This window comes from Citrobacter freundii ATCC 8090 = MTCC 1658 = NBRC 12681, assembly GCF_011064845.1.
GTDB lineage: Bacteria > Pseudomonadota > Gammaproteobacteria > Enterobacterales > Enterobacteriaceae > Citrobacter > Citrobacter freundii.
The window spans coordinates 4,220,689-4,233,890 of the sequence record NZ_CP049015.1; the positions used below are offsets into that span (position 1 = coordinate 4,220,689).

10 protein-coding genes and 1 tRNA gene are annotated in these 13,202 nt (G+C 51.2%); 6 read left to right on the forward strand and 5 right to left on the reverse strand.

The window, feature by feature from the left end; genetic code table 11:
* The first annotated feature begins 232 nt into the window (after positions 1-232).
* From dnaG to G4551_RS20270, 4 genes are all read left to right on the forward strand, one after another.
* A complete protein-coding gene (gene dnaG, locus G4551_RS20255) occupies positions 233-1,978 on the forward strand; it encodes a DNA primase (protein WP_003024697.1) in 1,746 nt (581 codons plus the stop codon).
* A gap of 359 nt (positions 1,979-2,337) precedes the next feature.
* Positions 2,338-4,185, forward strand: coding sequence for an RNA polymerase sigma factor RpoD (rpoD, locus tag G4551_RS20260; protein ID WP_003024699.1), 1,848 nt, complete (start codon positions 2,338-2,340; stop codon positions 4,183-4,185).
* 161 nt (positions 4,186-4,346) lie between these two features.
* On the forward strand, positions 4,347-5,396 hold the full coding sequence (gene yncE / locus G4551_RS20265) for a 7-bladed beta-propeller protein YncE (RefSeq protein ID WP_003838092.1): 1,050 nt from the start codon (positions 4,347-4,349) through the stop codon (positions 5,394-5,396).
* Positions 5,397-5,406: 10 nt separating this feature from the next.
* Entirely contained in the window at positions 5,407-7,404 is a 1,998-nt protein-coding gene (locus G4551_RS20270; RefSeq protein WP_003838090.1) for a TonB-dependent receptor domain-containing protein, read from the forward strand.
* A gap of 30 nt (positions 7,405-7,434) precedes the next feature.
* Here the strand turns inward: G4551_RS20270 and mug are convergent, their stop codons facing one another.
* Positions 7,435-7,941: a G/U mismatch-specific DNA glycosylase gene (gene mug, locus G4551_RS20275; protein WP_003838087.1), complete on the reverse strand. Its 507-nt coding sequence runs from the start codon at positions 7,939-7,941 to the stop codon at positions 7,435-7,437.
* Positions 7,942-8,066: 125 nt separating this feature from the next.
* Between mug and G4551_RS20280 the strand changes: the two genes are divergently transcribed.
* Together G4551_RS20280 and G4551_RS20285 are read left to right on the forward strand one after the other, a co-directional pair.
* Positions 8,067-8,142: transfer RNA gene (locus G4551_RS20280), tRNA-Ile, on the forward strand.
* 309 nt (positions 8,143-8,451) lie between these two features.
* The gene (locus G4551_RS20285; RefSeq protein WP_003838085.1) at positions 8,452-9,234 is read left to right on the forward strand and encodes a hypothetical protein; all 783 of its coding nucleotides are present in this window, start codon (positions 8,452-8,454) and stop codon (positions 9,232-9,234) included.
* Positions 9,235-9,778: 544 nt separating this feature from the next.
* Here G4551_RS20285 and G4551_RS20290 read toward each other — a convergent pair.
* Genes G4551_RS20290 through G4551_RS20305 form a run of 4 tightly spaced genes read right to left on the reverse strand, consistent with a single transcriptional unit; the run spans position 9,779 to position 13,172 of the window.
* On the reverse strand, positions 9,779-11,482 hold the full coding sequence (locus G4551_RS20290; protein WP_085951565.1) for a hypothetical protein: 1,704 nt from the start codon (positions 11,480-11,482) through the stop codon (positions 9,779-9,781).
* Positions 11,482-12,027 carry a baseplate complex protein gene (locus G4551_RS20295; RefSeq protein ID WP_003838080.1) on the reverse strand — a complete coding sequence of 182 codons (546 nt, stop codon included), beginning with the start codon at positions 12,025-12,027 and terminating at the stop codon, positions 11,482-11,484. The genes G4551_RS20290 and G4551_RS20295 overlap by 1 nt, the downstream gene beginning before the upstream one ends.
* A complete protein-coding gene (locus G4551_RS20300) occupies positions 11,999-12,724 on the reverse strand; it encodes a hypothetical protein (RefSeq protein WP_003838079.1) in 726 nt (241 codons plus the stop codon). The genes G4551_RS20295 and G4551_RS20300 overlap by 29 nt, the downstream gene beginning before the upstream one ends.
* The gene (locus G4551_RS20305) at positions 12,714-13,172 is read right to left on the reverse strand and encodes a tail fiber assembly protein (protein ID WP_003838077.1); all 459 of its coding nucleotides are present in this window, start codon (positions 13,170-13,172) and stop codon (positions 12,714-12,716) included. The genes G4551_RS20300 and G4551_RS20305 overlap by 11 nt, the downstream gene beginning before the upstream one ends.
* Positions 13,173-13,202: the final 30 nt, after the last annotated feature.

Genomic DNA, 13,202 nt, shown 5'->3' on the forward strand with positions numbered 1-13,202 from the left:
TGAGAGCCAAAGCTCTCAATTCAGACTGAGTTGTAGTTGTAAGGCCGTGCTTCCGGAAGGAATGCGCGGCTTATTTTCGTTTATACACGTCATCATTCAAGCTGCCTCAGTGTTGGCTGCAGTCGCTCACCCCAGACACGTACTGCTGTACGCTCCTGAGGATTCGCTTCCTTGCCGCCTTGATGCATCCTGAATGATTTTGTGTATATGAGTCATCAAAAAACAGGGGCTTATGGCTGGACGAATTCCTCGCGTTTTTATCAATGACCTGCTGGCAAGAACCGACATCGTCGATCTCATCGACGCGCGGGTAAAGCTGAAAAAGCAGGGCAAAAATTATCACGCGTGCTGTCCGTTCCATAACGAAAAAACCCCCTCTTTCACCGTAAACGGTGAAAAACAGTTTTATCACTGCTTTGGGTGTGGCGCGCATGGCAACGCCGTCGACTTTCTCATGAACTACGACAAGCTCGAGTTTGTGGAAACCGTCGAAGAACTGGCCGCAATGCACAACCTTGAAGTGCCCTATGAAGCAGGCAGTGGCCCCAGTCAGATAGAGCGCCATCAACGGCAAAGCCTTTATCAATTGATGGATGGCCTGAACACTTTTTATCAACAGTCTTTGATGCAACCCGCCGCTACCCCTGCGCGCCAGTACCTGGAAAAGCGAGGATTAAGTAGCGACGTTATCACCCGTTTTGCTATTGGTTTTGCGCCCCCCGGCTGGGACAACGTCCTGAAACGGTTTGGCGGCAATGCTGAAAATCGCAAATCGCTGGTTGATGCGGGGATGTTGGTCACCAACGATCAGGGACGCAGTTACGATCGCTTCCGCGAACGGGTGATGTTCCCCATCCGCGACAAACGTGGTCGGGTCATTGGTTTTGGTGGACGCGTGCTGGGCGATGCCCTGCCGAAGTATCTGAACTCCCCGGAAACCGATATTTTCCATAAAGGTCGCCAGCTGTATGGTCTTTATGAAGCCCAGCAGGATAACGCCGATCCACAGCGCCTGTTAGTGGTAGAAGGCTATATGGATGTGGTGGCGCTGGCGCAATACGGCATTAACTACGCCGTGGCATCCCTTGGGACGTCAACCACCGCCGATCACATCCAACTGTTGTTCCGCGCGACGAACAACGTAATTTGCTGTTACGACGGCGACCGTGCCGGACGCGACGCAGCATGGCGCGCGCTGGAAACCGCACTGCCCTATATGACAGACGGACGCCAGCTACGCTTTATGTTTTTACCTGACGGCGAAGATCCCGATACGCTGGTGCGCAAAGAAGGGAAAGAGGCCTTTGAAGCGCGGATGGAGCAGGCGCTGCCGCTCTCTGCGTTTTTATTTAACAGCCTGTTGCCGCAGGTGGATTTGAGTACCCCAGACGGACGCGCACAGCTCAGCACGCTGGCATTACCGCTGATTACTCAGGTACCAGGCGAAACGTTGCGCATTTACCTGCGACAGGAGTTGGGAAACAAGCTCGGCATTCTGGATGACAGCCAGCTTGAACGTTTAATGCCAAAACTGGCAGAAAATGGGGCTTCCCGCCCTGTTCCACAGCTAAAACGTACGACCATGCGTATACTTATAGGGTTGCTGGTGCAGAACCCGGAGCTCGCCCCGCTGGTTCCACCGTTAGGCGCACTGGATAGCAATAAGCTGCCTGGACTTGGCTTATTCAGAGAACTGGTCAACACTTGTCTGGCTCAGCCAGGTCTGACCACCGGGCAACTTTTAGAACACTATCGTGGCACAAATGATGCTGCGACCCTTGAAAAACTGTCGATGTGGGACGATATAGCAGATAAAGATATCGCAGAAAAAACCTTCACCGACTCACTCAACCATATGTTTGATTCGATGCTTGAACTGCGCCAGGAAGAGTTGATAGCTCGTGAGCGCACACACGGTTTAAGCAGCGAAGAACGCCGGGAACTCTGGACGCTGAACCAGGAACTGGCCAAGAAATAAGAGAAAGACAAAACAAAGACAAAATCATTCGCGTTGTATCAAGGCAGCAAGTGAACGAACGCCTGGGAGTGTACATAAGTACATGACCAGGATGACAAATCCGCCGGGAGCGGATTTGAACGCTGCTTGCGGCGGCCCCGTAAGGGGCGAGGCTCAGGATGAGCCGAGTAACGAACGCAGCTAACGCAGAGACAACGTGAAAGATGAAGTATTTAACGGCTTAACTGCCGAATATCGATCGGGAAGCCCCCGACAGCCGCACGGAGAGGCAGCGGCAAAATATAAGTATGCCCTCGTTTTGCCGTTGGCGGTTTTACCGCCCAACACCAATCAAACGAATTAAGTGTGGATACCGTCTTATGGAGCAAAACCCGCAGTCACAGCTGAAGCTTCTTGTCCAACGTGGTAAGGAGCAAGGCTATCTGACCTATGCCGAGGTCAATGACCATCTGCCGGAAGATATCGTCGATTCAGATCAAATCGAAGACATCATCCAAATGATCAATGACATGGGTATTCAGGTGATGGAAGAAGCACCTGATGCCGATGATCTGCTGCTTGCTGAAACCTCCAACAGCACCGATGAAGACGCGGAAGAAGCGGCTGCCCAGGTTCTGTCCAGCGTTGAGTCCGAAATCGGTCGTACAACTGACCCGGTCCGCATGTACATGCGTGAAATGGGTACCGTTGAACTGTTAACCCGCGAAGGCGAAATCGACATCGCTAAACGCATCGAAGACGGGATTAACCAGGTTCAATGCTCCGTTGCCGAATACCCGGAAGCTATCACCTACCTGCTTGAGCAGTACGATCGTGTAGAAGCTGAAGAAGCACGTCTTTCCGATCTGATCACTGGCTTTGTCGATCCAAACGCGGAAGAAGACATGGCGCCCACGGCGACCCACGTCGGTTCTGAACTCTCTCAGGAAGAGATGGATGACGATGAAGACGAAGATGAAGAAGATGGCGACGACGACAGCAGCGATGACGACAACAGCATCGACCCTGAGTTAGCGCGTGAAAAATTCGGTGAACTGCGTACTCAGTACGAAATCACTCGCGACACCATCAAAGCGAAAGGCCGCAGCCATGCTGCCGCGCAGGAAGAAATTCAGAAGCTGTCCGAAGTGTTCAAACAGTTCCGCCTGGTGCCGAAGCAGTTCGACTACCTGGTAAACAGCATGCGCGTCATGATGGACCGCGTGCGTACTCAGGAACGTCTGATCATGAAGCTCTGCGTTGAGCAGTGCAAAATGCCGAAGAAAAACTTCATCACCCTGTTCACTGGCAACGAAACCAGCGAAACCTGGTTCAACGCGGCAATCGCGATGAACAAACCGTGGTCTGAAAAACTGCACGATGTGGCAGATGACGTTCACCGCGGCCTGCAGAAACTGCAGCAGATTGAAGAAGAAACCGGCCTGACCATCGAGCAGGTTAAAGATATCAACCGTCGCATGTCCATCGGTGAAGCGAAAGCCCGCCGTGCGAAAAAAGAGATGGTTGAAGCGAACTTACGTCTGGTTATCTCTATCGCTAAAAAATACACCAACCGTGGCCTGCAGTTCCTGGATCTGATTCAGGAAGGTAACATCGGTCTGATGAAAGCGGTTGATAAGTTTGAATACCGTCGTGGTTACAAGTTCTCCACCTATGCAACCTGGTGGATCCGTCAGGCGATCACCCGTTCGATCGCGGATCAGGCGCGTACCATCCGTATCCCGGTACATATGATTGAGACCATTAACAAGCTCAACCGTATCTCCCGTCAGATGCTGCAAGAGATGGGCCGCGAGCCTACGCCGGAAGAACTGGCTGAACGCATGCTGATGCCGGAAGACAAGATCCGTAAAGTGCTGAAGATCGCTAAAGAGCCTATCTCCATGGAAACGCCGATCGGCGACGATGAAGATTCGCATCTGGGTGATTTCATCGAGGATACCACCCTCGAGCTGCCGCTGGACTCTGCGACTACCGAGAGCCTGCGTGCCGCAACGCACGACGTTCTGGCTGGCCTGACCGCCCGTGAAGCGAAAGTTCTGCGTATGCGTTTCGGTATCGATATGAACACCGACCACACGCTGGAAGAAGTCGGTAAACAGTTCGACGTTACCCGCGAACGTATCCGTCAGATCGAAGCGAAAGCGCTGCGTAAACTGCGCCACCCGAGCCGCTCTGAAGTACTGCGTAGCTTCCTCGACGATTAATCCTTTCTGTTATTAAGAAGCTCCCTCCGGGGAGCTTTTTTTTTTGGGATTTTCCGCAGTGTACAAAAATTGGTAGGGGGCATTGCTTATACATGCAATTGTAAATGATATTTATTTTCATTATCATTTTCTTTTCGTAAACAACTGTAAAGAAAAATGACATGAATTTAAAAACATTGAAAAATCAGTCCCTCTGCGCGCTTGCGATTTCACTGGCACTTTATACCGGTTCAGCCCTGGCAAAAGACTTTACTGAGGATCAGTTCGCCTCTCAGACGCTTGGTCATGGCGTTTACGAACTGGCTTATGACGCCGGACAACAGGCTATCTATGCAGCCTCTGCCCCCTCTTTCGACAAAGATAAAACCGCCGGTGAAGTGTTCCTGTTTTCAACTGAATCATTAAAAGTCGATGAGCGGATCGCCACCGAACGCCGTCCTTTTGCGGTCTCACTGGATGAACCTAACCACATTCTCTGGCTAGGTAATGCGCTGGATGGCTCACTGACCCTGCTGGATACCCGCACCCATAAAGAAGTGAAAATGCTTCAGCTTGCAGACGAAGAAAATAAAGCCCACGTTCGTGAAGTGGTGCTCGACAAGAAGCACCACCGTCTGTATGTCTCCGGTATTGGCAGTGAAAATAAAGGTGTGCTGTGGGTTGTCGACACGCATAACCAGAAACTATTACACGCCCTCAAAGGGATGGATCCGGTCGGTTTCGCCGTTGATGAAGCTGGCGATAAAGTTTACGCCGTCACTGGCAAAGGCGAACTGGTTACCCTGGATGGCAAAACGTCGCAGGTTCTGTCGCGTGTGAAGGTTGACCCCTCCGAGCCGAAGCATTACTTCCTGAACATCGCATTAAACACGGCCAAAGGCGTCGGATTTATCGCCGATACCAACACCGCCGACGTGCTGGTAGTCCAACTGGACAGCGGTAAAATTGTTCACCGCGTTCCCACGCCAAACTCTATCGCTGCGGTCTATAACCCTGCCCGCAACGAAGTGTATGTTACCCATCGCAATGCCCGTCAGATTAGCGTTATCGATGCCAACACTTACAGCCTGAAGCACACCATCAAAACGGCAGCAATGCCAAACAGCATGGTGCTTTCTCCTGACAGCAAAACGCTCTTCGTTAGCGTGAAGCAGGATGAAAAAGCCAACAAGGCTGACTATGTACTCAAGCTCGATTTAACCCAGTTCTGAGGAATGCGTTGTGATTAACCAGACTCGTACCGCGCTGGCGATTTCGCTCGCCCTTGCCAGCCTCCCGGCGACCGTTTTCGCCGAAGAAACCACACCAGATAATGAAGATCAACTGGTGGTCACCGCCACCGGTTTCGCACAGGAACGCCGTGAGGCACCGGCGACCATCTCCGTCGTCGGCGAGAAAGAACTGAACACCCGCTCTAACCAGAACGTCACCGAAGCCCTTCGCGAGATGCCCGGCGTATTGGTGGGTAATGGCAACGGTAGCCTTGCCACAGGCGATGTGCAGATGCGCGGAATGGACTCGACCTATACCTCCTACATGGTCAACGGCATCAAACAAGGCACCCGCGAATCGCGTCCTTACGGACACCATATCGGGACAGAGGCTGCCTTTTTACCGCCACTTGCTGCTATCGAGCGAATAGAGGTGATTCGCGGACCGATGTCCTCACTGTATGGCTCTGACTCCATCGGCGGCGTGGTCAACGTCATCACCAAAAAAGGCTACAACCTCGATAAATGGACAGGTGTGCTGGAAGATAACTACTTCCTGCAAGAGAAGAGCGAGTACGGTAACACCAACCAGACTAATGTCTTCCTGATGGGGCCAATTATCCCCAGCAAGCTCGGGGTGAGCGTAGCGGCGGATTATCTTGATCGCCGTGATGACGACAGCATCTCCGATGAGCGCTTTGTGAAGCACCAGGCTGGCAATCTGGATGCCACCATCAACATGTCGCCGACCGACACCCAACTTTGGGATTTGAACGTCGTCAAAGGGCATCAGGTAAAATCACACAATGATAAAGCCTGGCAATGGGACTTTGACCGCGATGCCGCTTCACTTGCGCAGCATGCCTGGTACGGCGACGATCTGCTGGAAGTGAAGAACTTCATCAGCTACGAAAACGCTAAAACCGAGTATCGTGTGCCGGGCATGAGTTCGCAGTTCATTAAGCAGAAAAACTATGAAGCCAACAGCGCGAACACCTTTACGCTGGGCGACCACAAGTTGACGCTGGGGATCAACTTCACCCGTAATGAGCTGGACGACACTTTCGGCATCGAAAACAAAGAAGTGCCGGGCATAACGCCAGTCAGCAAGATCACCCGTGACGGCTGGGCCATCTTCGCGGAAGATGCCTGGATGATGGTTCCGGACTTCACCCTCACCACCTCGGCGCGTCTCGATCACGACAGCTACTTTGGCTACCACGTCACGCCAAAACTCTACGGTAACTGGACGATTGACGAAAGCTGGGCGCTGAAGGGCGGCGTATCGGCGGGCTATAAAAAACCGGACCTGCGTGAGAACAATGAAGGTTTCACCAGCGTCTACGGTTCGTATCCGTATTCCTTCATTGGGATCGGTAACGATGACCTGAAACCTGAGCAGAGCGTCAACACCGAGCTGGGCGTCTACTGGCAACAGGACACACTGGCACTGGATGCAACCGTGTTCTTCACCAAATTCAAGGACAAGATCAGCGACTACACCATCTGTACCGCAACGGCCACGCAGAAGTGTATTTACAACGGGTATGAAGCGGAAGAAGTCTCGCAGTATTTCAACGTCAGCGACGCGGAAATCTATGGCCTGGAGCTGAACGGCGACTGGCAGGTCACTACCGCGCTGAAAGCGAACGCGAACTACACCTATACCCACAGCGAGCAAAAGAGTGGTCAGTACAAGGGAGAGGCACTGAACGAGTTCCCGACGAGCATGGCCAACCTGTCTCTGACATGGAATGCACTTAACGATCTTGAACTGTGGAGCAAAGCCAGCTGGCGCAGCAATACGCCTGACATCGGCAAATCAACGTCAACCGACGCCTATGCGCTGGTCGATTTAGGGGCACGCTACCATCTCAACAAGAGCATCACATTGATGGCGGGGGTTTATAACCTGTTCGACGTGAACCCAATCTACAAAACGTCCTATAACCAGTCTTCCATCCTGGAAGGACGCCGCTACAACATGGGCGCACGCTTCGAGTTCTGACAGTGACGCCGGAGCCTAAGGCTCCGGCAGTTACAGGCCGCGCGCCTTCAACGCCACATTCACTTCCCGATACGCCTCTACCAGTTTATCCAGCGTGATCCGGCTTAACCCGCTGGGATTCGGCAATACCCATATTTGCGTCGCGCCAATGGTCAGTGTCTGTTTTCCCCACTGCGCTCCACGCTGGCTAAGCCCCTGCTCAAATGCCTGCTTCCCGAGGATAGCGAGCGCGGCTGGCTGATACTCTTCTATTTTCTCAATAAGCAGACGACCGCCGTTGCGCATCTCCAGGAGCTTGACTTCATTGGCTTGTACCGTTGGTCTGTCGACAAACTTAGTCACGCCGCAGCGGAAATCCAGCAGATGCTGTGCCTCTTCAGGTTTAAGCTGGCGATCGGTGAACCCCGCCTGATGGATAACCTTCCAGAAGCGATTAGCGGGATGTGCAAAGGGGAATCCTGTACCTGCGGAAGATAACCCCGGATTGATGCCGCAAAATACCACCCGCAGCCCCGGTGCCAGTATGTCCTTAACCATAATTACTCCGAACAATACATCAGAGGAACAAGTATAACGGACTGAAAATACATTGTTTATAAAAACAGCATCCGTACGCTTATGTCTGGATTGCAACGCGGAGTTACTTTATAATCCACCGCCACGGCCCCTTAGCTCAGTGGTTAGAGCAGGCGACTCATAATCGCTTGGTCGCTGGTTCAAGTCCAGCAGGGGCCACCAAATTTTAGCTTCAATAACAGCAAGTTAAGCCATCTCAATACGAAGTGGCTTTTTGTTTATGATGTTGAATGTCGCAAAAGTGTCGCAATACTTTTCGCACAACCTGAAGCAGATGAACATATCAGCATCCCGAACTAGTACATGCGTGAGTCCTTCCCCCCCATTTCAGATGGCTGATGTCATAAAATTCATTAGAATCGGTCCGGTTAAGCAAGGCATTAGCCTAACAACTCAAATGCGGTTAAGATGAGACTCTTCAAAATGTACTGCTTATCCGAAAGACTCATAACATTAGGCGCGGACATATAAATGGCTACTGATAGTTGGGTTACAATTGGCGGTTTCCTTGCTTCCTCATGCTCGGCGATCGCTGCTATTTATGCAGTTAAACAATCAGTTTTACAGAGAACAATCTCAATAAAACCTGAATTAATTATTAAAGATATCGAATTAAAGACAATCTATATTGATAAATCTATTTTCCCATGTAAGACATTTGACTTGAACGCTGAATACGACATTGACATTCCTGTATTGAATATTGGACTGGGAACAGCATTAAACATAAAGTATCAGTGGTTTTTTGAGTATAACAAACATATAGCATCATGCGGATTTGTTAAATTAGAAGACCACCCAATATATTCAAAACAATCAGTAGAAAAATTCACAAAAGGAGTGTTCTATGAAGATAAGGATGAAAATCAATACCATAATTATGATTTTTTTAACAATGGCTTTATGAAACCTTACTCTATCCCTAAGGTAAATAAGGAAATAGAGTACATCATGCCAATCACACAAAACCCAGAAGTAGTTAGTATAAAATTACCAAGTTTAATTCCAATGCTTTTAATCACTGAAGCAGATCAAACTGACTCTCTTACCGATATAATGCTAGAACCTATAAAATGTGGCAAACTTAAGATTACATACGAAGATATATCTGGCAATAAGAAGAATATCCAGTTAGATATCACCATGCGTATGATAAGCTTCCAAAGCACTGGTGAACATGGTCCAGAGTCTGTATTCAAAATCAATTTCCATCGTTCTGAAAAAAAATCAAAATTCATTCATTTATTTAGTTGAAAAATGTAAATCACGAAATGAGATCGATACAAAGATTTCAGTTCCTATAAACGATTAGTTTCTTTCAATTCCACATCAGCCAAGGCTTATGCGGTTTTTTTATTTTTTAGAGAGTCCTTACGACATTTATCACACGCAATACATAAATGAAATATATACCATACACATCAATGAGTTACATAAGAACACAGTTCCTTTAAAGATCCTTCTAACTGAAAAACACTGAAATTCTTTTCAATATTTTCAGTTCACGTTCTCTGTGAAGCCGCCAGTACTGGCGCAGTCCAAGGCGGTGATTTGTAGAAAAAGAAAACTGAAAAATTTTATCTATCCAGAAACCGCAGGCGGGTGCGGTGTAGTGCCGTTTTTGTCTGCGAAAGATTTATTTTGTCAGCGTGTAGCGCCGTCAGCGTCACGTGATAGCACAGATCCTTTTGTGGTGTTACGCGGTCGCGGGCAGATAAAAAAAACGCTTAGAATGCGCCTGGTGAGGTCTGGGAATGGATACAAAAAAGCCCGCATTATGCGCGGGCTGATGGGATGGTCAGGCGATTATTTTCTGGTACTTACTTCGGGTCTGTCCGGCCTTCTCCGCCGTCTGCGTGAATGCCCCGGCATTGGTTGGCGTACCAACACTGGGGTGTGAATGGCTCGCACACTGCTGCGCCAGCTCGGCCAGTAAATCAATGGTGTCCAGCATCATGGTCAGCGTGTTAACGCTCTCACTGCCAATATGGACGGTTGGTCCCATAATCTGCTGGCCGCCCGCCGCCACCGATTTGCGCAATCCGGCAATCTTTTCAGTCAGGGTTCCCCCCACATCAACATCCACGGCACCGGCCACTTTCGTGGATTGTTTGCCAGTTATATCGGCTTCGTCATTCCCCTCAATGCTGGCCAGTCTGTTGCCCTTCACCGCCTGGCTAAAATCACCGGCACTGACCTGCTGAATGGCTCCGGCCATCAGGGTGGTGGTACCCAGAACCGTAGTCTTATCCGTGGCTTTAACCGTGGTTTCACGGCTGACCAGCTCGCGCTGTTCCGTGTCGGCTTTGACCGTACGCGCCATTGATGTTTCGCTGATGGTCTGATCGGTCTGCCTCACCCAGTCACCAGCCTGGGTAACTCGTTGCGACACTTCCGCCCGCTGCTGTTGCAACTGCTCGCCGGGTTTAACATCCGGCAGACTGGTGCCATCCGGCAATGTCTGCCGGATAAACGGTTTATCCGGGCGCCCTCCGGTAAACGCAACTTCAACCAGCGTCCCTTCAGGCGGGAACTGGAACATACCCGAATCATTACCGGCCATAGGTACCGGCAGCGGCACCGCAGAATAAACCGGCGTCTGGTTATCCGGGTTGCCGTCTGCATCAAGCAGCTGCACATCAACGGCATAGCGCGGCCTGAACGGATCGGCAAAATTACCGCTTTTCACAGTCTCACTGGGTGCCACCACTCTGGCCAGCTTTGGCAGGTGCAGCCCGGAAGCCAGTTCCGGGTAATGGCTTTCAATCTGTCGCTGTGCCGGTGTTTTCTGTAATGGCTGACCTGTTGCGCGGTTTCTGGGTGTCCAGGTGACAGCCATTGTGTCATTGGTCAGATGAACTTTAGTCACGCGCTCCCCGTTCAGCTCCACACCCGGCCGCAGACTCTGGATCATCGGCAGCGTCATAGAGTTACCGCCAGCAACTCCCTGGCTAAACTCTGCCGGGATATCGACCGGGCGACCGGCAAACATCGCTTTTTCCGCCCCGCCCACATACAGGGAACCATCCGGCAGCTGGTACCAGATGTAATCCTGGATACTGAACGCCCTGCCCAGATTATTCAGCAGTTGATAGCCCGTGCCGTTATGGGTGAAATGGGGGATCGGTTTATCGCTGTAAGGGGCATCCGGCACACTGACAGCAATTCCGCTGTTTTCCTCCAGCCAGCTGGCTACCTTGCGCAAAGTGGGATGCTGAAATGAACATGGCCACATCCTTTCAAATACGCCGACCAGCTCGCGCACAAACAGGCGCTGAAAACCGTTTTCGGCAGGTTGTGCGCGTTCCACGTAGCCGGTAAACCAGCGCAAAAGCAGATCGGAGTATCCCACATCCAGCCGCACCAGTTTTCCGGTGTAATCCGTGGCGGTCTGTGCAGTGATAAACCCCCGGCCGCAGCTGTTCAGCTCCAGTACCAGGCTGGCATCAGCCAGGTGTACTTCATCCGTTGAAAGGTACAGGCGTTTAACTGGTTTCATCATTAACCCAAAGCATCATTGACGGGTTTCAGCACCCGTTTTTCAAACCACGTCAGTTTTTCTTCATCTTCCCCGGCACTCTGACCGCCAGATTGTCCCGCATTGCCGGCCGTCTGTTTTTTGGCAGACGTTTTACCTGTTGCCCTGGCTTCCCGCTTTTCCTGCACACTGATATGTTCTGCCAGCGTAAACGTGACCAGCCAGGCCATTTTCCCGTCCTGCTGCGGGGCATCTAGCATTCCGCTGAATGTCGCCTCACGAAAATTCACTGCTCTGGCCACTTCATGCGCCACGCGGTATTTCTGGCGGTTTCCTCCGGCATCCGTGGCGCTGGCCAGCTCGAAAATACGCTTCAGGATCTCCGGGCTTTTAAAAGGAATTTCGCCGCTGATACGCAGTTCTTTCCCTTTTGCCCCCTGTTCTGATTTGGTTGTGGCACTTGTCTGGCCGGACTGGTCTTTATCCTGAAACTGCTGCGAGACGGTCACGCGCATATTTTTCAGCTGGATAGCTTCACCATTAAGCGCCAGCGTTGGGATCGAAGTCATGAATCATTCCCTTTATTCCATCCAGATTGTCACCGACCAGCATCACCGCCGCGGTATAGACGGCTGACGGTTGCGGGATATCCTTTACCAGTTCCAGCAGCGTGGTGGCCGTATCGCCGGTGCAGGTAAACACCCATGCCCTCGCGCTTTTCCCCTGCAAATCATTCAGCCCGCTGGCCACATCACTGATCAGGCTGTCGCGCAACTGCGCGAACTCACCCATTTGCTGCTTTAATCCGTCCAGGCTGAATCCCGCACTGGCCGCTTTTTGTGCCTTGCTGACAGCCGCCGCAGACAATGCCGCCCTGCTGGTTGGTACAGACAGCGGAATAGGCACCGGCAACCCCGCCCCGGCTTTAGCGGGGATCTGCATTTTTTCGATGGCCAGCGCCGCAGCAGATTGTGCCAGGCGCTTGACCTGCGTGAATGCCGGTGCCGGGAAAACATCTACCAGACCATTGAGGCGGGTCATAAAATTCTCATGTGTCCGGCCTGTCACCATCATGATCATCACATCGGCATTCCCGCCCGTTCCGGCCAGCCTTTCAGCAAGATAGCGGACGGCATTCACCGGGCTGAGATATGCCCCGTTATCCGTCTGCTGCCCCAGACCGTTTATCCACGGATGCGCCGGAACAACGGAACAATTCAGCGCGGCCAGTGAGTCAGTAAAAGCCAGACGTGCTTCACGCCACATATTCAGGCACCTCCGGCCAGTTAATATCTGGCGCTGAGCTCAAATCCAGACGGCGCAAAGCAGTGCGGTAAGCGCGTAGTGTTGCCAGTTCTGTTTCCTCATCGGATGAAATATCACCGTCTTTTTGCGCATCCTCCAGCCAGTCAATACGCGTTGTAACCTCCGCCATACGGTTGCCACGTTCCGCTTCAGCCTCAGCCAGGTAATTCCGGATTTGCTGTAATTTGCTGTCTTTATAAAACCAGTCATCACCCAGCGTGACGCGCAAATTAGCTTTTGTGGCCGGAAGCTCGACAACACTCAGATTGACCGGGAAAAACGCATGAATATTTGTCGTGAACGTTCTTACACGACCATCATCGTCATATCCAATTTTCAGCGTTTTTGATTCATCAAATAATTCAATAACGTCATACCAGTCATTACCTTTATCATCCTGCAAAAACATAACATTCTGACCATCTATAATTCTTGGCCT

Excerpts from the sequence above, each read along its gene's own strand:
- dnaG (WP_003024697.1), top strand. The coding sequence starts at position 233 with ATGGCTGGACGAATTCCTCGCGTTTTTATCAATGACCTGCTGGCAAGA.
- rpoD (WP_003024699.1), top strand. The coding sequence starts at position 2,338 with ATGGAGCAAAACCCGCAGTCACAGCTGAAGCTTCTTGTCCAACGTGGT.
- yncE (WP_003838092.1), top strand. The coding sequence starts at position 4,347 with ATGAATTTAAAAACATTGAAAAATCAGTCCCTCTGCGCGCTTGCGATT.
- mug (WP_003838087.1), bottom strand. The coding sequence starts at position 7,941 with ATGGTTAAGGACATACTGGCACCGGGGCTGCGGGTGGTATTTTGCGGC.
- G4551_RS20285 (WP_003838085.1), top strand. The coding sequence starts at position 8,452 with ATGGCTACTGATAGTTGGGTTACAATTGGCGGTTTCCTTGCTTCCTCA.
- G4551_RS20290 (WP_085951565.1), bottom strand. The coding sequence starts at position 11,482 with ATGATGAAACCAGTTAAACGCCTGTACCTTTCAACGGATGAAGTACAC.
- G4551_RS20295 (WP_003838080.1), bottom strand. The coding sequence starts at position 12,027 with ATGACTTCGATCCCAACGCTGGCGCTTAATGGTGAAGCTATCCAGCTG.
- G4551_RS20300 (WP_003838079.1), bottom strand. The coding sequence starts at position 12,724 with ATGTGGCGTGAAGCACGTCTGGCTTTTACTGACTCACTGGCCGCGCTG.
- G4551_RS20305 (WP_003838077.1), bottom strand. The coding sequence starts at position 13,172 with ATGTTTTTGCAGGATGATAAAGGTAATGACTGGTATGACGTTATTGAA.